Below are 18,903 nucleotides of genomic sequence, written 5' to 3' on the forward strand. Positions count from 1 at the left end.
TCCGGGCGCGGCGCTAGCGTGGGTGCGGGCCCGGGGGCAGGGCCGAGTGGGGCCTGGGGGCCGCCCCGGAGCGGGGATTGGCCGCGGGCTCGAAGAAGCCCGGTGCCCGCCCCGTGCGCATCACTTCGTCGAGTTCCCGCCGTATGTTCATGGCCGCGTCCCGGACGCGCGCCGGCACGTCCCCACGCTCGGCGACGAGCTGGTGGTAGATGGGGGCGTCTTGGAACATGGGCAACCAGGCCTTTCCTCGGGGAACTTCGCCCTGTAGGGCAACGGTTGCCGAGTGTAGGGCCCCCGCCGGAGCGGTTCGCGCCCCGCCGCCCGACTCGTCCGGGCCGGCGGAGCGCGGGCCACCGCGCGGGGCGCGTACGCCGACGCGTCCGCCGGTGCGCGGATGCGTCCGCCGTCGGGCAACCCCCCTGCGAGGTGCGTCAGTTGGCGGGCACCCGGTGCTCGCCGTGCGGTGCCCCCAGGCCCTGTGCGGGCGCGGCCGGCCGCGTCGTGGCGGGTGGCGCTCCGGCCGTGGCGCGGGCGAACGCCGCCGCACCGCCCAGCACGGGCACCCGCGCCGAGGTGCGCGACAGGTCCAGCGTCAGGGCCGGGGCGCCGTCCCCGCCGCCCGCCGAGCTCGGCGGAGGGTCGATGAGGTCCTTGTCGGTTCCGGCCACGATCAGCGCGAGCCGGTGTCCCGCGGGGACGAGGTGGTCGGTCGCCGCCAGGTCCAGGGTGATGGTGTACGCCCTGCCGGGGGTGAGCGGGACGCCCTTGCGGTCGGAGGCGTGGTTGCCGAGGTCCGCCCAGCCGCGGCTGACGATCGTGTACCGCACGGCGGCGGTCCTGGCCTCGGTCCGCGCGAAGCACGCGCTGTCGCCCGCGGTGCTCGCGCCCCAGCAGGTGCGGTCGGTGAGCGTGGTGATGCCCTCGCCGGCGTCGGCGTAGTCGCGGACGGTGTCGGGGCCGAGGTCGACCAGGACGGCGGACAGATGCGCCGTCGAGGCGGTCGGGGTGGCGGTGACCCGGACCCGCGAGGAGCCGGCCAGCCGCAGGCCGCGGGTGAGCGGCCCGGTGAGGAAGGCGGCCTTCTCCGGGGTCGGTGTGCCGGCCCGGGCGGCCCAGTCGGTCTCGCTCAGCCTCGGGTCGTCGGTGAAGGTCTCGGTCCCGTGGGCCCTGCGCAGGGCGAGGGTGCCGACGCCCGCCCGGGCGCCCGGGGCCGGCCGCAGGGTGGCGGTCCCGGTGCCGCGCGGCGGCCACACCGGGGAGGTGACCCACCTGTCGGGGTGGCGTTCGACGTCGGCCATGGGCTCGCGGTCCACGCCGTTGTCGTAGCCGAGGAGTTCGTGGTCGAACCAGCGGTGCAGGGTGTCGACCCAGGCGGCCCGGCGGAAGTCGAAGGGGTCGACGTGTCCGGTCTGGGAGAGCCAGATCTTGCGCTTCACCCCGTGCCGGGCCAGGGCGTCCCACCACTGGCCGAGGTGCTTGGTGCGGACGTTGAGGTCCTGCATGCCGTGCACCAGGAAGACGCTGGCGCGCACCCTACCCGCGTCCTTGACGTAGTCGCGGGCGGTCCACAGCCCGGTCCAGTCGCCGGTGCGCGGGGCCCCCTCGGCGAGGCGCCGCAGGACGGCGGCGCACCGCGCCCGCGCCTCGGGGCTCTCCACATAGCCGGCGAGCCAGTCGGGCCCGGAGTCGTACAGCGGGGCGCCCTTGGCGAAGTAGTAGTCGTACCAGGAGGAGATGGCGCTGATCGGCACGACGGTCCGCAGGCCCTTCACTCCGGTGGCGGCCACGCCGTTGGCGATGGTGCCGTCCCAGCTCTTGCCGATCATCCCGGTCCTGCCGTTGGTCCAGGTCGCCTCGACGGTGGTGGAGCCGGTGCGGGTGGTGTAGGCGCGGGCGCGCCCGTTCAGCCAGTCGATCACGGCTTTCGCGGACCGGATGTCGGAGGGGCCGCCGACGTCGACGCAGCCGTCGGAGCGGCTGGTGCCGGCCAGGTCGACGCCGACGACGGCGTATCCGCGCGGGACGAAGTAATTGTCGTAGAACAGCGGCATCCGCACGACGTGGCCGTGCGCGTCGTAGGTCTTCGTCTGGCTCTCGTTGCCGCGTCCGCAGCAGGAGTAGTAGGGGCTGGCGTCCATGATCACGGGGATCTTCCGGCCCTGCCGGGCGGGTTCGCGGGGCCGGACGATGTCGGCGGCCACCCGGTCGGTGCGGCCGTCGCCGTCGCCGTCGAGGCCGGTGTCCACCCAGACGGCCTCGCGGACGGCGCCGGCGTAGGAGTAGACGGGGCGGCTCTCCCGCGGGGTCCGGCCGTCGCCTGCGGTGCCGTGGGCCGCGGCCGGGGTGCCGTGGGCCGCGGCCGGGGTGCCATGGGCCTCGGCCGGGGTCAGGAGGGCGGCCGCGAGGACGGCGGTGGCCGCCACGGTCAGCGCTCTCCGGGTCGTCGTGCGCGTGGATGTCGGCATGCGCGGGACGGTACCGGGGCCGACTGCCGTGCAGAAGAGGGACTCTGACGGACCGCCGGGGCCGGGGTGGCCGGAAAGCACCGGTGTGCCCACCGCGCTCGTGTCGGCCGAATGGCGATCGTGTGACAGGGGCGGCGATGGACACGTGCGAGGCTCCGGCGACTCAATAGTGTGCGAACGGACCACGTGTTCCTACGACTTGGAGCTGACGTGCACCGCAGAATCCTCGCGCCGGGCGCACTGGCGGCGGCCTCCCTCCTGCTGGCGATCCCGGCATCGGCCGCGAGCCACTCCCCCGGCGCGCCGGGCATCGGCGACCCCTACTACCCCGACTACGGCAACGGCGGCTACGACGTCTCCCACTACGACCTGCGGCTGACCTACCGGCCCGCGACCGACGAGCTCGAGGGCACGGCCACGATCTCCGCGCGCACCACGCAGGACCTGGCCTTCTTCGACCTGGACTTCCTGCTGGACGTGAGCGAGGTGCGGGTCAACGGCGCCAGGGCGGCCTTCGCCTCCTCGGGGCAGCACGAGCTGGTGGTCACCCCGAGGGCCCCGCTGGCCAAGGGCACACCGGTCACGGTGGTGGTCCGCTACCGCGGGGTGCCGTCCGCCAAGAGCGCGTACGGCTTCACCACCTGGCACCGCACGCCGGACGGCGCGGTCGCGGCGGACGAGCCGGAGGCGGCCTGGTGGTGGTTCCCCAGCAACGACCATCCGAGCGACAAGGCGACCTACGACGTCTCGGTCGCCGTCCCGGACGGCACCCAGGCCATCTCCAACGGCACCCTGCAGTCGGCCGTCTCGAAGCTGGGCTGGACCCGCTACAACTGGCGGGAGAACAAGCCCCAGGCGACCTATCTGGCCACGCTCGCGCTCGGCAAGTTCGACATCACCAGGGGCACCTCGGAGGGCGGCGTCCCCGTCCTGAACGCCTACAGCACCGCTCTCGGCGACAACGACGGGGCGGCACGGGCGAGCGTGGAGCGCACCGGGGAGATCGTGGACTGGCTGAGCGGCCGGTTCGGGCCGTATCCGTTCAGCTCGGCCGGCGGCTACGTGCCCAACACCACCACCGGGTACGCGCTGGAGACGCAGACCCGCGTCTACTACAGCCCGAAGCAGTTCGCCAACGGCTCCAACACCTCGGTCGTGGTGCACGAGCTGGCCCACCAGTGGTACGGCGACAGCGTGTCCCTCAAGGGCTGGAAGGACATCTGGATCAACGAGGGCTTCGCGCGCTACGCGCAGTGGCTGTGGTCCGAGCACGAGGGCGAGGGCACCGCCCAGGAGCTGGCCGACTACGTGTACGCCTCCCACCCGGCCGACGACCCCTTCTGGACCGTCCGGCCCGGCGACCCCGGCCCTGACCACCAGTTCGACACGGCGGTCTACGACCGGGGCGCGCTCGCCCTCCAGGCCCTGCGCAACGCCGTGGGCGACAAGGCCTTCTTCGCCGTCCTCAAGGGCTGGCCGCAGCGGCACGCCTACGGCAACGCCTCCGTGACCGACTTCCGCAGGTACGCCGAGAAGGTCTCCGGCAAGCCGTTGGGCGCCCTGTTCGACACCTGGCTGTTCCAGCCGTCCAAGCCGGCCGCTCCGGCCGCGCGGGCGGCGGCCGTCGCGGGCGCGGCGGGCGCGGCGGGCGCCGACCGGCCGAGGTCGTGGAAGAAGATCGAGGCCACGAACGGCGTGCACCGGCGGTGAACGGCGGCCGGGCGGCCCGGGGCACACGCACGGCCCCGGGCCGCCCGGCCGGTGGCACCGCCGCGCCGCCGATCGCACGCCGCTCCGGCGGTCGCCCCTCGCCCCGCGGTCGCGCGGCGTCCGGGAGTGCCGGGCCGCCGCGCACGGCCGCCTCGGCGGTCACGTGCCGCCCCGGCGGTCAGGTCCGCCTCGGCGGTCGCGGGGCGTCCGGGAGCGCCGGGGCGCCCCTCGCGGCCGCGTCCCGCGCCGCCCGCGCCGCTACCGGGTGAGCTCGGTCAGTTCCCGGTCCGCCGCCCGTGCGACCCTGCGGCGGACGCCGAACCAGCCGGCCACCAGGGCGAGGGCGATCAGCGGGATGAGCAGCAGGGTCCGGCGGCCGACCTCGGGATCGTTCCACATCAGGCCGAGGCAGGCCAGCAGGAAGGCGATCGTGGCGACCTCGGTGACCGGGCTGCCGGGGAGGCGGAAGTGCGGGCGGGTCACCCGGCCGGCCCTGGCGCGGCGGACGAAGACCAGGTGGCAGACCATGATGATCACCCACGTGCTGACGATGCCGAGGGAGGCGACGTTCAGGACGATCTCGAAGGCCTGGCTGGGCACCAGGTAGTTCAGGCCGACGCCGAGGACGCAGACCGCGCAGGTCAGCAGGATGCCGCCGTAGGGGACCTGGCTGCGGCTCATCACGCCGGTGAACCGCGGTGCGGAGCCGGCCACCGCCATGGAGCGCAGGATGCGGCCGGTGGAGTACAGGCCCGAGTTCAGCGACGACATGGCGGCGGTCAGGACCACGAGGTTCATCACGTCGCCGGCCGCGGGCACGCCGATCTTCGACAGCACGGTGACGAAGGGGCTCTCGCCGGCCGAGTAGAGCGAGCCGGGCAGCAGCAGGGCGAGCAGGACGACCGAGCCGACGTAGAACAGGGCCACCCGCCACATGATCGAGTTCACCGCGCGCGGGACGACCTTCTCCGGCTCGGCGGTCTCGCCGGCGGCGACGCCGACCAGCTCCAGCGCGGCGTAGGCAAAGATCACGCCCTGCATCACCAGGACGACCGGCATCGCGCCGTGCGGCAGCAGGCCGCCGTGGCCGGTGATCACGCCGAGGCCGGGGGTGCGGCCGTCGACGTCGTGCCGGGTGGCCAGCAGGAAGACGCCGATCAGCATGAAGGCGACCAGGGTGGCGACCTTGACGATGGCGAACCAGAACTCCATCTCGCCGAAGATCCGCACCGAGATCAGGTTCACGGCGAGGACGACGGTGAGGGCGGCCAGCGCGAGCACCCACTGCGGGACGGGGGTGAACAGGCTCCAGTAGTGCGTGTAGAGCGCGATCGCGGTGATGTCGGCGATGCCCGTGGTCGACCAGTTCAGGAAGTACATCCAGCCGGCGACGTAGGCGCCCTTCTCACCGAGGAACTCGCGCGCGTACGACACGAAGGAGCCGGACGACGGCCGGTACAGCACCAGCTCGCCCAGCGCCCGCACCACGAAGAACGCGAAGACGCCGCAGACGAGGTAGGCCAGCGCCAGCGCCGGTCCGGCGGTGTGCAGACGGCCGCCGGCGCCGAGGAAGAGGCCGGTGCCGATCGCCCCGCCGATCGCGATCATGTTCACGTGGCGGTGCTTGAGGTCCTTGCTGTAGCCGGCGTCGCCCGCGTCGGCGGGCGTCCCGGTCGCCTGGGGGTGGTCGGCGACCTGTGCCGTGCGCACGGATTGCTTGCTCACGGGTGGTTCCACTCTCTGGTGCCCCGGGCGGGGTGTGCCCGGGTGTCCGTACAAGTCCCGGCCCGCACCACCCATGACGCGGTACAGACCGGTCCAGCAGCTTCCCCCGGAGCTCGCTTCCATGCGATGGGCCATGTCACACAGCGGGACTTCTCACATGATCCGCGCGGATCGGCCACCGGCTTTCACACCATTGGTGGGACAGCGATACTGCTGCGCATGACGACGACCGAGACCGGGGAGCCGGCGCTCACGATCGACGAGCTGGCGGCACGGGCCGGGGTCACCGTGCGCACGGTCCGCTTCTACAGCAGCCGGGGCCTGCTGCCACCGCCCGTGATCGGTCCGCGCCGGGTGGGCCGCTACGGCCACGACCACCTGGCGCGCCTGGCCCTGATCGAGGAGATGCAGCACCAGGGCATGACGCTCGCCGCGATCGAACGGCATCTGAGCCTGCTGCCACCGGACCTCAGCCCGCACGACCTGGCCGTGCAGCGCGCGGTCGTCGCCTCCTGGGCGCCGCACGGCGTGGAGACGGTCACGCGGCGGGAGCTCGCCCGGCGGGCGGGGCGGCCGCTCAGCGACGAGGACCTGGAGCGGCTGGCGGCGATGGACGTGCTCACGCGCGACGGGGAGTCCTTCCGCGTGGACTCCGGGCTGTTCCGGCTCGGGGTGGAGCTGCTCGACGTGCCGCTGTCCCAGGAGACGGTGCTCGCGGCCCGTACGGCGCTGATGGAGCACGCCCGGGCCGCCGCGCACGAGCTCTCGGGGCTGCTGCGCGCGGCGGTCGCCGAGCGGGACACGCGGGACGTGAGGTCGCTGTCGGCGCACATGCACCCGCTGGTGGTGCAGGCGCTGCTCACCACCTTCCAGCGGTCGCTGAAGGAGGAGCTGCGGGAGTGGGTCGGCGCCGCGCCGCACGCCCCCGCGCCCCGGGAGGAGGACTCCCGGGGCGACGGGAAGGCGCACCCGGCCTGAGCCGGGGGCGCGGACCGCGCCGGCGGGTTCAGGCGGGGAAACGCGCGGACCGGCCCCGCGGGATCGGCCCGGGAGACGCGCGGACCGGCCCCGCGGGCTCGGGTCGGGGGCGGTCCGCGCCCGCGGGCGTCAGCGCGCGTCGGTGAAGGTCTCGCCCTTCTCCGCCTTCTCCACCAGCAGGGCGGGCGGCTCGAAGCGGTCGCCGTAGCGGCCGGCGAGCTCCCGGGCGCGGGCCACGAAGCCGGGCAGGCCGCCTTCGTAGCCGTTGATGTACTGGAGCACGCCGCCGGTCCAGCCGGGGAAGCCGATGCCGAGGATGGAGCCGATGTTGGCGTCGGCGACGGAGGTCAGCACGCCTTCCTCCAGGAGGCGCACGGTGTCGAGCGCCTCCGCGAACAGCATCCGCTCCTGCATGTCCCGGAACGGGATCTCGTGCCCCGGCCGGGTGAAGTGCTCGCGCAGGCCCGGCCACAGCCGCAGCCGCTCGCCGCCCTCCCCGTACTCGTAGAAGCCGGCGCCGCCGCTGCGGCCGGTGCGGCCGAACTCGTCGACCATGCGGTCGATGACGGCCTCCGCGGGGTGCGCCGTCCAGGTGCCGCCGGCCTCCTCCACGGCCCGCCGGGACTCGGCCCGGATCCGGCGCGGCAGGGTGAGCGTCAGCTCGTCCATCAGGGAGAGCACCTTGGCCGGGTAGCCGGCCTGGGCCGCGGCCTGCTCCACGGAGGCGGGCTCGATGCCCTCGCCGACCATCGCCACGCCCTCGTTGATGAAGTGGCCGATGACCCGGGAGGTGAAGAAGCCGCGCGAGTCGTTGACCACGATGGGCGTCTTCCTGATCTGCCGGACCAGGTCGAAGGCGCGGGCGAGGGCCTCCTCGCCGGTGCGGTCGCCCTTGACGATCTCCACCAGCGGCATCTTGTCGACGGGCGAGAAGAAGTGCAGCCCGATGAAGTCGGCCTGGCGGTCCACTCCCTCGGCGAGCACGGTGACCGGCAGGGTGGAGGTGTTGGTGCACAGCAGCGCGTCGGGGGCGACCACGTGCTGGATCTCCTGGAACACCTTGTGCTTGAGCGCGGTGTCCTCGAAGACGGCCTCGATCACCGCCTCGCAGCCGGCCAGGTCGGCCGCCTCGGCGGTGGGGGTGATGCGGGCCAGCAGCGCGTCCGCCTTCTCCTGGGTGGTGCGGCCCTTGGCGACGGCCTTGGCGCACAGCTTCTCGGAGTAGCCCTTGCCCTTGACGGCGGCCTCGAGGGAGACGTCCTTGAGGACGACCTCCAGGCCCGCGCGGGCGCACGAGTAGGCGATGCCCGCGCCCATCATGCCGGCGCCGAGGACGGCCACCTTGCGGACCTGGCGCGGCTCGACGCCCTTGGGGCGGCCGGCGCCGGAGTTGACGGCCTGGAGGTCGAAGAAGAACGCCTGGATCATGTTCTTCGAGGTCTGTCCGGCGGCCAGCTCCACGAAGTAGCGGGCCTCGATGACCTGCGCGGTCTCGAAGTCGACCTGGGCGCCCTCCACCGCGGCGGCCAGGATGTTGCGCGGCGCCGGGTAGGGGGCGCCGGCCGTCTGCTTGCGCAGCGTGGCCGGGAAGGCGGGCAGGTTGGCGGCGAACTTGGGGCTGGCGGGGGTGCCGCCGGGGATGCGGTGGCCGGGCCGGTCCCAGGGCTGCCGGGACTCGGGGTTGGCGTCGATGAAGGCGCGGGCCCGGGCGAGCAGTTCGTCGCGGGTCGCGGCCACCTCGTCGACCAGGCCGTTGTCCAGGGCGCGGCGCGCGTCGTACTGCTGTCCCTGGAGCAGCACCTTCAGCAGGGCGTCGGCGATGCCCAGCAGCCGTACGGTGCGCACCACTCCGCCGCCGCCGGGGAGCAGCCCGAGGGTCACCTCGGGGCAGCCGATCTTCGTGCCGGGGGTGTCGAGGGCGATCCGGTGGTGGCAGGCCAGCGCGAGTTCGTAGCCGCCGCCCAGGGCCGCGCCGTTGATGGCGGCGACGACCGGCTTGCCCAGGGTCTCGATGCGGCGCAGGTTCCGCTTGATGGCGAGGCCGCCGTCGAACAGCTCCTGGGCGGTGTCGGGGGTGACCCGGATCAGGTCGCGCAGGTCGCCGCCGGCGAAGAAGGTCTTCTTGGCGGAGGTGAGGATGACGCCGCGGATCGAGTCCTTCTCCGCCTCCAGCCGGTCGGTGACGGCGGCGAGGGAGTCGCGGAACGCCTGGTTCATGGTGTTCGCCGACTGGGCGGGATCGTCCAGGACGAGGGTGACGACGCCGGTGTCGTCCTGTTCCCAGCGGATCGTGGTGCTCTCGGTCATGTCAGGTCTTTTCCTTGAGGTCCGGAAGGTGAGGGCGCCGCTGGGGTTCAGACGCGCTCGACGACGGTGGCGATGCCCATGCCGCCGCCGACGCACAGCGTGGCGAGGCCGTAGCGCTTGTCCTGGCGCTCCAGTTCGTCGACGAGGGTGCCGAGGATCATGGCTCCGGTGGCGCCGAGCGGGTGGCCGAGCGCGATGGCACCGCCGTTGACGTTGACCTTGTCCAGGGACAGGCCCATGTCCTTCACGAAGCGCAGCACGACCGCCGCGAAGGCCTCGTTGATCTCGACGAGGTCGATGTCGTCGATGGTCAGGCCGGCCTTGGCCAGCGCCTTGCGGGTGGCGGGGGCGGGACCGGTGAGCATGATGGTCGGCTCGGAGCCGGACACGGCGGCGGACACGATCCGGGCCCGGGGGGTGAGGCCGTAGCGCTCGCCGACCTCCCGGGAGCCGATGGCGACGAGGGAGGCGCCGTCGACGATGCCGGAGGAGTTGCCGGCATGGTGGACGTGGTCGATGCGCTCCACCCAGTGGTACTTCTGCAGGGCGACGGCGTCGAAGCCGCCGAGCTCGCCGATGTCCGCGAAGGACGGCTTCAGGCCCGCCAGGGAGTCGGCGGTGGTGCCCGGGCGCAGGTGCTCGTCGCGGTCGAGGACGACCAGGCCGTTGCGGTCCCTGACCGGGACGACGGAGCGGTCGAAGCGGCCCTCCTTCCAGGCCGCCGCCGCGCGCTCCTGGGACAGCGCCGCGTACTCGTCGACGTCCCGCCGGGTGAAGCCCTCGATGGTGGCGATCAGGTCGGCGCCGATGCCCTGGGGCACGAAGTTGACGGCGAGGTTGGTCATCGGGTCGTTGAACCAGGCGCCGCCGTCGGAGGCCATCGGCACCCGGGACATCGACTCCACGCCGCCCGCCAGGATCAGGTCCTCCCAGCCCGAGCGCACCTTGGCGGCGGCCAGGTTGACGGCCTCCAGACCGGAGGCGCAGAAGCGGTTCTCCTGGACTCCGGCGACCGTGTCCGGCAGGCCGGCCGCGATGGCGGCGATCCGGGCGATGTCGGAGCCCTGGTCGCCGACGGGGCCGACGACGCCGAGCACGATGTCGTCGACCGCGGCCGGGTCCAGGCCGGGGAAGCGGTCGCGGATCTCGTGGATGAGTCCGACGACCAGGTCGATGGGCTTCGTGCCGTGCAGGGCGCCGGTGGCCTTGCCGCGCCCGCGCGGGGTGCGGATCGCGTCGTAGACGTACGCTTCGGTGCTCACTGACAAGCCTTTCACTGAGGGTGGTGTCCCGGGATGGCCGGGACGGCCGGGATGGTCCTGGGAGCGCTTCGGGGGCGGGTGCGCGGCGGGCCGTTCACCGGGCTCCGCCGTCCAGCAGTGCGGGCAGGTCCCAGTCGCGGGCGACGGCCGCGGTGTCGGCGCCGGGCCGGGCGGGGCCGGTGCGGACGGCGGTGGGGGTGGCGGAGAAGCGGGGCGCGGGCGCGGGCTGGGTGAGGCCGGCGTGCTCGGTGAAGGTGCCGCGGGCGGCCAGGTGCGGGTGGGCGGGGGCCTCGCGCAGCGACAGCACGGGGGCCACACAGGCGTCGGAGTCCTCGAAGACGGCCGTCCACTCCTGTCGGGTGCGGGCCTTGAAGCGGGCGGCGACCGCCTCCCGCAGCTCACTCCAACGAGTGACGTCCGTCCGGGCGGCGGCGTACTCCTCGAGCCCCAGCAGGGTGAGGAACTCGTCGTAGAACCGCGGTTCCAGGGCGCCCACCGCCATGTACTGCCCGTCGGCCGTCTCGTAGACGCCGTAGTACGGGCAGCCGCCGTCCAGGAGGTTGGTCCCGCGGCGGTCCTGCCAGCCTCCGGCGGCGAGCATGCCGTGGATCATCGCGGTCAGGTGGGCGGCGCCGTCGACGATGGCGGCGTCCACGACCTGGCCGGTGCCGGTGGCGCGCGCGTGGTGGAGGGCGGCGAGGACGCCGGTGACGAGGTAGAGCGCGCCGCCCGCGTAGTCGCCGAGCAGGTTGGCGGGGAAGGCCGGGGGCCCGTCGGGCGCGCCGGTCATGCCGAGGGCGCCGGTGACGGCGAGGTAGGCGATGTCGTGTCCCGCGCGCGGGGCGAGCGGACCGTCCTGGCCCCAGCCGGTCATCCGGCCGTAGACGAGGCGGGGGTTGCGGGCGTGGCAGGCGTCCGGGCCGACGCCGAGCCGCTCGGCGACGCCGGGGCGGTAGCCCTCGATGAGGATGTCGGCGCGTTCGGCGAGGTCCAGCACGCGGCCGGGGCCGCCGGGGGCCTTCAGGTCGACGACGACGGAGCGCTTGTTGCGGTTGGTGACGTCCCGGGCCGGGTCGATGCCCAGCTCGGCGCCGCCGGGGCGGTCCACCCGCACGACGTCGGCGCCCAGGTCGGCGAGGAGCATCGCGGCGAACGGGCCGGGGCCGATGCCGGCCAGCTCCACCACGCGCACGCCGCCGAGCGGGCCGTGGCGTCCGTGGCGTTCCATGGCCTGTGCCGTCGCCATCCGGCCCCCTCGCTGTGACACAACCGATGTGACACCGACGATGCTAAGAACGTGTTCCACCCGGCACAAGCCCGAAACGAGCAAGCGCTTGGCCAAGGCGTGGTCCGGCGCCGGCTCCGCCGCCGTGGTACGGCGCCGTGATCCGGCGCCGGAGCCGGCGGCACCCCGCGCGGTCGGACCCCGGAGCCCTCACGCTAGCCTCGGCCACCGACGGCGGCGCGGGCTGCGATGCGGAGGGTGTCATGAGCAGGCTGAACAAGAACGGTCGACCGTACGACGTCGTGCTCTTCGGAGCCACCGGCTTCGTGGGGACGCTCACCGCGGAGTATCTGGCGGCGCACGCCCCCGAGGGGCTGCGCTGGGCGATCGCCGGGCGCAGCGAGCGCCGGCTGGCGGCGCTGCGCGAGCGGCTGCCCGGGGGCGAGTCGGTGGGGGTGCTCCGGGCGGACGCCGGCGACCCGGCCTCACTGCGGGAACTGGCAGGGGCCACGCGCGTGCTGGCCACCACCGTGGGCCCCTACGTGACGTACGGGGAGGACCTCGTCGCCGCCTGCGCGGACAGCGGCACCGACTATCTGGACCTCACCGGTGAGCCCGAGTTCGTCGACCTGGTGTACGTCCGGCACGAGGCACGGGCGCGGGAGACCGGGGCACGGCTGCTGCACGCCTGCGGGTTCGACTCGGTGCCGCACGACCTGGGCGCCTACTTCACGGTCCAGCAGCTGCCGGAGGGGGTGCCGCTGGCCGTGGACGGTTTCGTACGGGTGGACGCGGCCTTCTCGGGCGGGACGTTCGCCTCGGCGCTCAACCAGTTCGCGCGTCCGCTGCGGATGCGGGCCGCCGCGCGGGAGCGGGCCCGGCACGAGCCGCGGCTGATGGGCCGGCGGGTGTCCGCGCCGGTGGCGGCGCCGCGGTTCGCCGGGGAGGTCGGCGCGTGGGCGCTGCCGCTGCCGACCATCGACGCGCAGATCGTGCTGCGGTCGGCGCGGGCGCTGGAGCGCTACGGCCCCGACTTCCGCTACCGCCACTACGCGGCCGTCCGGCACCTGCCGGTCGCGGTGGGCGGCGTGGCGGCCGTCGGCGCGCTGGCGGCCGCGGCCCAGCTGCCGCCGGCGCGGCGCTGGCTGTCCGGCCGGCTGGAGCCCGGCGAGGGGCCGAGCGCCGACAAGCGCGCCCGGAGCTGGTTCTCCGTGCGGTTCGTCGGCGAGGGCGGCGGCCGGCGGGTGTTCACCGAGGTCGCGGGCGGCGACCCGGGCTACGACGAGACGGCGAAGATGTTCGCCGAGGCGGCCCTGTGCCTGGCCCTCGACGACCTGCCCGCCACGGCCGGCCAGGTGACCACGGCCGTGGCGATGGGCGACGCCCTCGTCGACCGCCTGCGCGCGGCGGGGATCACCTTCCGCACGGCGGCGATCCGGTAGCGGACGGGGGGTGGGACGTCCGTCCGGTGGCGGACGGGGGGTGCGGGCGCGACGCCGGCCGACGGGCCGTCCGGTAGCGGACGGGGTCCGGTAGCGCGGACCAGGGCGGGCGCGGCGTCGGCCGGCGGGCCGTCCGGTAGCGGACGGGGTCCGGTAGCGGACCAGGGCGGGCGCGACGCCGGCCGGCGGGCCGTCCGGTAGCGGACGGGGCCCGGTAGCGGACCAGGGCGGGCGCGACGCCGGCCGACGGGCCGTCCGGTAGCGGACGGGGCCCGGTAGCGGACCAGGGCGGGCGCGACGCCGGCCGACGGGCCGTCCGGTAGCGGACCAGGGCGGGCGCGACGCCGGCCGACGGGCCGTCCGGAGGTGGGCGCTCCGCGGACGACGGCCCGACGGCCCGCAACAGGGCGGTCCGCGAGGGGGCCGGTCCGCAACAGGCCGGTCCGCAGGGGGCTGGTCCGCAACAGGCCGGTCCGCAGGGGGCTGGTCCGCAACAGGCCGGTCCGCAGGGGGCCGGTCCGCAACAGGCCGGTCCGCAGGGGGCCGGTCCGCAACAGGCCGGTCCGCAGGGGGCCGGCCCGTCGGCAAGCGGACCGTGGACGACCCGTCCGCGGCATGACCGTCCGCAGGTGGGTTGTCCGTGACGACCCGTCCGTGGCCAAGCCTTCCGTTGGCGGGGCTGTCCGGGACGCCCCGTCCGCAGCAGGAGCGTCCGCAGGCGGGCTGCCCCTGGACGACCCGTCCTTGGACGGCCGGTCCTTGGACGGCCGCCCCACAGCAAGGCCGTCCGTCGGCGGGCGAGCCATGGGCAATGGGCCATGGACAGCCGGTCCGCAGGAGGCCTCCGTGGACGACGGCCCCGTCCACAGGACGGCCGTCCGTCGGGCGGCGGCCAGGGGCAGCCCGTCGTCAACGGCCGGTCCTCGGAGGGCCGGCCCGCAGCGGGCCGGTCCCCGGCGGCCGGTCCGCAACAAGTCGGGTCGTCGGCGGCCGGGCCACGACAAGTCGGTCCGTCAACGGCCGGTCCTCGGACGGCCGGCCCGCAGCGGGCCGGTCCCCGGCGGCCGGTCCGCAACAAGTCGGGTCGTCGGCGGCCGGGCCACGACAAGTCGGTCCGTCAACGGCCGGTCCTCGGACGGCCGGATCGCGGCGGGCCGGTCCGTTGGCGGCCGGTGCACAACAAGTCGGTTCGTCGGCGGGCGGGCCGTGGGTCACCCGTCCGCAGGGGATCCGTCTGCCGGTGAGCGGTCCGCGGACGAGCCGTCCACGAACCGCGGACCGGGGGCGGGCCGTGCGTCGGCGGAGGTCCGGTCGGGCTTGGGGCCGGGGGCCGGGCGCGCGGTTACAGGGACCAGCCGGCCACCGTGCAGACCATTCCGGCTATCCAGCCGACGCCGGCCAGCACGGCGAGGATCAGGGCGGCGTTCAGGGCGCGCTCGACCGGGCGGTCTGGGTCGGCCAGGGGCTTCGGGGAGCGGTGCGTCGTCATGCGGCACAGCGTGCCGACGCGCCACGCCCGCCACATCCGTACAGGTACTCAGACTCCGTACTCAGACGCCCCGTTGGACCGCCTCGCGCAGCGCGCGGCGGCACAGCGCGTCGGCGGCGCGGGTCGTCTCGGGGAGGCGGTGGGCGGGGGTGAGCGCGAGGGTGTGGGCGCAGGCGTTGTCCAGGCTGGTGCGGTGGCCCACGGAGACGAAGACCGGCTTGACGCCGTCACGGGTGCGCAGGGCGCGGCCGACCTCCTCGGTGCCCGCGAGCAGCGGCGCGGCGCTGCCGCGCGGGGCGGCGGGGTCGTCGTACGTGAAGGTGAACGGGTTCTTGGCGACGCCGATCGTGGGCAGCCCGGTGAGCACTCCCAGGTGGCTCGCCAGGCCGAACCGCCGGGGGTGGGCCAGGCCGTAGCCGTCGCAGACGACCAGGCCGGGCGGGCAGGGCAGGGCCTCCAGCGCGGCGAGCACGGTGGGGATCTCGCGGAAGGCCAGCAGTCCGGGCACGTACGGGAAGGAGATCCGCCCGACGGCGGTGGCCTCGGCGACCACGTCCAGCGTGGCCGCGTCCAGGACGACGGCGGCGGCCGCCACGACGTCCCGCTCGTCGTCGTAGGCGACGTCGACCCCGGTGACGTGCCCCGTGCCGGGCAGGGGTCCCGGCTCGTCCAGTACCACCCTCCTCCGCAGCGCGTCCTGCACGGCGCGGGCCTGTTCCTCGGTCGCGGGCCGGCCCGCGGGGATGCCTGAGGTCGTCATGGTGGGCACGAGCGTACGGTCCCGGCGTCGCCGGGCGGCGCACCGGGGGGCCGGAGCCGTCGGAGGAGCAGGCCCCGGGGCATACGGGCGGGACGGGCGCGCGGACGGGACGGGCGCGCGGACGGGACGGGCACGCGGACGGGACGAGCCCGCGGCCGGCCGGGGACGCGGGCCCGCCCCGTCCGGCGCCCGGGTCAGCCCTTGCCCAGGGCCTGCTGGAGCTGCTGCTTGTTCATGTCCGAGCGGCCGTGGATGTTGCGCCGCCTGGCCTCCTCGTACAGCTGGTCGTAGGTGGGTCCGCCGGACCCGCTGCCCGACCGCTGTCCGCCCCGCTTGCCCGGGGACATGTCCTGCGTCGAGGTACGGCTGGACGTCCTGGACTCGCCCGAGCGGGCGCGTTCCTTGTTCACCGTGCGCGCGGCGATCTCCTTGGCGCGGCCGGCGCTCTCCCCCCGGTCCTGGGCGCTCTCCTTGATGTGCTCGTACTGGCGCTCCCGCTTGGGGCTGGAACCGCGTGGCATGCCGTTCACTTCCTCTCTGTCAAGGAACGGATACCCGCATCCTGGAACAGTTCGCCTCATCAGGCGACGTTCACTCCTCCAGTCGGGCGACCCGTCCCTGCTCCCCCGCTGCCCAGCAGCCGCCGTCCCGGGCGCAGTCGACGGTGTCGTAGGACCCGCTGTCGACGGTCCGCCAGGTGCGGCCCCCGTCGGTGGTGAGGTCGGTCCCGGTGGGGCCGACGGCGAGGGCGGCGGTCCGGGAGTGCGCCAGCCAGGCGACTCCCGAGCGGTAGGCGGGCGGGGGCGCGGCGGAGGGCCGCCAGGTGCGTCCGCCGTCCCGCGTCGTCGCGGACGCCCGCGGCGACGCCTGGTCGGGCCGGTAGTCGCCGCCGACCGCGAGGCCGTGGGCGCGGTCGCGGAAGGCGAGCGCGAAGACCCCCTTGGCCGGATCGCCCGCGGGCACCGGGGTGCCGGCGGCGGTCCAGGTCAGGCCGCGGTCGGCGGAGTGCAGCACCCGCGCGCGTGCCGCCCCGCCGGTGGCGAGCCAGACGTCCCGCGGACCGGCGGTGACCAGGCACTGGCCGCTCGCGGCGAAGCCGGCCTCGCCGTCCTGCGCCACCGGCATGCCCCGGTCCGGCAGCACCTTCCAGGAACGCCCGCCGTCGCCGGTGGACAGCAGGCGGAACCGGCCGTCCACCGGATCGCTCACCGCCAGGCCGTGCCGGTGGTCGAAGAAGGCGAGGCAGTCGTAGAAGGCGCGGGCGTCGGTGTTGCGGAAGGTCTCCGTCCAGGTCGCTCCGCCGTCGTCGGTGCGGTAGACGCGCGAGGCCTCGCCCTCGCCGATGGCGAGCACGACCGCCCGGCGCGCGTCGAACGCCTCGACGTCCCGGAACTGGAGGTCACCGGCTCCCGGCGGCGAGACGTCGCGCCAGTTGCGCCCGCCGTCGGTGGTGCGCAGCACCGTGCCGGCGGTGCCGGCCACCCAGGCGGTGGCGCGTCCGACCGCGGACAGTCCGCGCAGACGTACACCGGCCGCACCGGTGCCGACGGACCGCCAGTGCGGCGCCCACTGCCGCGCCACGGGTGCCTGCTGCCGCGCCGTGGGCGCCTGTTCCGTTCCGCCGGGCCGCGTCACCTCGCCGGCCCGGGCGGGCACGGCGGCCAGCGCCGCCAGCACCGCACCGCTCACCGCCACCGCGGTCGTCCGGCTCACCCGGCCCGCCCACCGACCGGTCCGGCCCGCCCGGCTCGTCCGGCCCTCCCGGTCCGCCCGGTCCGCCCGGTCCGCCCGGTCCGCCCGGCTCAAGTGGCTCATTCGGCCCGCCCGTTGTGCCGTTCCCGTCCGTCGCGTGCTCCCCAAGCGCCTCATGGCGGGCGAAGCTAGTGCACTCCCCCGGTGCCGTCCAGACAGCCGTCCCCGGCCCCAACACGCCCTGCGCGCAAGGCCGCAGAGGGTACGGGCAGGAGAAGGGCGTCACTTCTGTGAATGAACGCGGTGACAGAGGTCACTCGTTGTCCATGTGCACGGAGTGGCCGATTCCGGCGTCTCTTCCAGTGCCCGGCCTCATCCGCCCGGACCCCCGCCCAGCCGTCACCAAGGGAGCAAGGCCTTGTCCACCGTCATCGAGCAGCCCGTGGAGGCGCGCCTGGTCGCCGCCGCGCCGCGGATGCCCAACATTCCGGCCACACTGCACTACGACCCCCGCGACCCGTTCGCCGTCCGCATGACCTTCCCCGCCCCGGCCACCCTCGAGGGCGTGGAGGTCTGCTGGACCTTCAGCCGCGACCTGCTCACCGCCGGTCTGCAGGGACCCGAGGGCCACGGCGACGTCCGCGTGCGGCCCTATGGCTACGACCGCACCGTGCTGGAGTTCCACGCGCCCGAGGGCACCGCGGTGGTGCACGTCCGCAGCGGCGAGGTACGGCGGTTCCTGCGGGCCACGGGCGAACTGGTCCCCGTCGGGCGGGAGCACCTGCAACTCGACCTCGACCACGACCTGGCCGAACTGATGCGGGACGCCTGCTGACCTGCCGCCGTGCCGCCGTGCCGCGTTCCCGGGTCGACGGCCCCGGGAACGCCGCGCCGCGCCCGTCTCAGCCACCCGTCTCAGCCGCCCGTCTCAGCCACCCGCCGGCGCGGTGGCCGCCGCGGCGGCCACGACGACGGCCGTGCGGACCTCCCGGACGACCCTGCGCAGGGCGGGTGCCGCCGCTCCGCTGCGCTCGGTGAGCTCCTCGATGCGCTGCCGGTGACGTCTGCGGTCCCGGCCCGGCACCACGGTGCGCAGTTCGGCGGCGGCCGCGAGGGCCACCACGGCCGCGTCCCGTTCGCCGACCTCCGCGGCCGGCCGCGCCCCCTCCAGCACCTCACGCGCCTCCTCGCGCAGCGCGTCGACGACGGCGACGCGCTCCAGGGCGTACTCCACGGACGGGAAGACGCCGAAGACCCGCCGCTTCTCCGCCCGCAGGTATCCCTCGGCGGCCAGTTGCTCCCGTACGGCCACGAGGGTGTACCGGGCGCGCAGGGTGACCCAGGTGCGCCAGCGGCGCGGCCGAGACTCCCGGACCAGTTCGAGCAGTCCGTCGAGGACCGTGTCGCCGGTGCGGCCGTCCAGGTCCACGGGTGTGGTGATCCCGTCGTCGTCCACCAGCAGTCCGCGCTGGGCGAGTTCGGTGAGGGCGCCGGCCCGCACCAGGTGGTGCAGATGCGCGGTGCCGGTGACGCGCCGCCGCCCGGTGTCCCAGGCCAGCAGGTACAGCCGGGCGGGCAGGGAGAGCGGGCCCGGCAGGGGGAGCCGGCCCGGCGGCGGGAGCGAGCCGCTTGTCACGGTGCCTCCTTCTGGCGCGGGCCGCGAAGCCCGCGCGAACAAATCTTTTGACAGCCGCCCGGCCCGCTCCTACGGTTCTCAGCGGTCCTGTTGCCGTCGATGGGAGAAGGACGTTGCTCGTCTGAGGTTCCGAGACACCGCCGCACACCCCGCCACGGGTGTGTGCGCCGCGTCCGGCCTCGGCGTCCGAGCCGTCCGAAGGAAGTCCGGCC

15 protein-coding genes are annotated in these 18,903 nt (G+C 74.9%); 4 read left to right on the forward strand and 11 right to left on the reverse strand.

Going from position 1 to position 18,903, the window contains the following annotated elements:
• Positions 1-13 precede the first annotated feature (13 nt).
• Together ACI2LW_RS05860 and ACI2LW_RS05865 are read right to left on the reverse strand one after the other, a co-directional pair.
• Entirely contained in the window at positions 14-229 is a 216-nt protein-coding gene (locus ACI2LW_RS05860; RefSeq protein WP_404729973.1) for a hypothetical protein, read from the reverse strand.
• 202 nt (positions 230-431) lie between these two features.
• Positions 432-2,465 carry a Xaa-Pro dipeptidyl-peptidase gene (locus tag ACI2LW_RS05865; RefSeq protein ID WP_404729880.1) on the reverse strand — a complete coding sequence of 678 codons (2,034 nt, stop codon included), beginning with the start codon at positions 2,463-2,465 and terminating at the stop codon, positions 432-434.
• A 210-nt stretch (positions 2,466-2,675) separates the two neighbouring features.
• Here ACI2LW_RS05865 and ACI2LW_RS05870 point away from each other — a divergent pair, with 210 nt between their 5' ends.
• Positions 2,676-4,175 (forward strand): M1 family metallopeptidase, encoded by a 1,500-nt coding sequence (locus tag ACI2LW_RS05870; RefSeq protein ID WP_404729881.1) that lies wholly within the window; start codon positions 2,676-2,678, stop codon positions 4,173-4,175.
• A gap of 258 nt (positions 4,176-4,433) precedes the next feature.
• Here ACI2LW_RS05870 and ACI2LW_RS05875 read toward each other — a convergent pair whose 3' ends face one another.
• Complete coding sequence (locus tag ACI2LW_RS05875) at positions 4,434-5,900, reverse strand: amino acid permease (RefSeq protein ID WP_404729882.1); 1,467 nt, start codon at positions 5,898-5,900, stop codon at positions 4,434-4,436.
• Between the two features lie 219 nt (positions 5,901-6,119).
• Here ACI2LW_RS05875 and ACI2LW_RS05880 point away from each other — a divergent pair, with 219 nt between their 5' ends.
• Positions 6,120-6,878 (forward strand): MerR family transcriptional regulator, encoded by a 759-nt coding sequence (locus ACI2LW_RS05880; RefSeq protein ID WP_404729883.1) that lies wholly within the window; start codon positions 6,120-6,122, stop codon positions 6,876-6,878.
• 129 nt (positions 6,879-7,007) lie between these two features.
• Here the strand turns inward: ACI2LW_RS05880 and ACI2LW_RS05885 are convergent, their stop codons facing one another.
• From ACI2LW_RS05885 to ACI2LW_RS05895, 3 genes are all read right to left on the reverse strand, one after another.
• Positions 7,008-9,185 carry a 3-hydroxyacyl-CoA dehydrogenase NAD-binding domain-containing protein gene (locus ACI2LW_RS05885; protein ID WP_404729884.1) on the reverse strand — a complete coding sequence of 726 codons (2,178 nt, stop codon included), beginning with the start codon at positions 9,183-9,185 and terminating at the stop codon, positions 7,008-7,010.
• 47 nt (positions 9,186-9,232) lie between these two features.
• Complete coding sequence (locus ACI2LW_RS05890) at positions 9,233-10,447, reverse strand: acetyl-CoA C-acetyltransferase (RefSeq protein WP_404729885.1); 1,215 nt, start codon at positions 10,445-10,447, stop codon at positions 9,233-9,235.
• Between the two features lie 94 nt (positions 10,448-10,541).
• The gene (locus ACI2LW_RS05895; protein WP_404729886.1) at positions 10,542-11,693 is read right to left on the reverse strand and encodes a CaiB/BaiF CoA transferase family protein; all 1,152 of its coding nucleotides are present in this window, start codon (positions 11,691-11,693) and stop codon (positions 10,542-10,544) included.
• 242 nt (positions 11,694-11,935) lie between these two features.
• Between ACI2LW_RS05895 and ACI2LW_RS05900 the strand changes: the two genes are divergently transcribed.
• Positions 11,936-13,114, forward strand: a complete 1,179-nt coding sequence (locus ACI2LW_RS05900) for a saccharopine dehydrogenase family protein (RefSeq protein WP_404729887.1) — start codon at positions 11,936-11,938, stop codon at positions 13,112-13,114.
• A gap of 1,342 nt (positions 13,115-14,456) precedes the next feature.
• Here the strand turns inward: ACI2LW_RS05900 and mmpA are convergent.
• From mmpA to ACI2LW_RS05920, 4 genes are all read right to left on the reverse strand, one after another.
• Positions 14,457-14,603: a morphogenic membrane protein MmpA gene (gene mmpA, locus ACI2LW_RS05905; protein WP_404729888.1), complete on the reverse strand. Its 147-nt coding sequence runs from the start codon at positions 14,601-14,603 to the stop codon at positions 14,457-14,459.
• A gap of 61 nt (positions 14,604-14,664) precedes the next feature.
• The gene (locus tag ACI2LW_RS05910; RefSeq protein ID WP_404729889.1) at positions 14,665-15,363 is read right to left on the reverse strand and encodes an endonuclease V; all 699 of its coding nucleotides are present in this window, start codon (positions 15,361-15,363) and stop codon (positions 14,665-14,667) included.
• 194 nt (positions 15,364-15,557) lie between these two features.
• Positions 15,558-15,884, reverse strand: coding sequence for a plasmid stabilization protein (locus tag ACI2LW_RS05915; protein WP_404729890.1), 327 nt, complete (start codon positions 15,882-15,884; stop codon positions 15,558-15,560).
• Between the two features lie 70 nt (positions 15,885-15,954).
• Positions 15,955-17,076, reverse strand: coding sequence for a WD40/YVTN/BNR-like repeat-containing protein (locus tag ACI2LW_RS05920; RefSeq protein WP_404729891.1), 1,122 nt, complete (start codon positions 17,074-17,076; stop codon positions 15,955-15,957).
• Positions 17,077-17,473: 397 nt separating this feature from the next.
• Here ACI2LW_RS05920 and ACI2LW_RS05925 point away from each other — a divergent pair, with 397 nt between their 5' ends.
• Positions 17,474-17,890 (forward strand): SsgA family sporulation/cell division regulator, encoded by a 417-nt coding sequence (locus ACI2LW_RS05925; RefSeq protein WP_404729892.1) that lies wholly within the window; start codon positions 17,474-17,476, stop codon positions 17,888-17,890.
• 93 nt (positions 17,891-17,983) lie between these two features.
• Here ACI2LW_RS05925 and ACI2LW_RS05930 read toward each other — a convergent pair whose 3' ends face one another.
• A complete protein-coding gene (locus ACI2LW_RS05930; RefSeq protein ID WP_404729893.1) occupies positions 17,984-18,691 on the reverse strand; it encodes a GPP34 family phosphoprotein in 708 nt (235 codons plus the stop codon).
• Positions 18,692-18,903 lie beyond the last annotated feature (212 nt).

This window comes from Streptomyces sp. NPDC004065, from assembly GCF_044903565.1.
Lineage (GTDB): Bacteria > Actinomycetota > Actinomycetes > Streptomycetales > Streptomycetaceae > Streptomyces.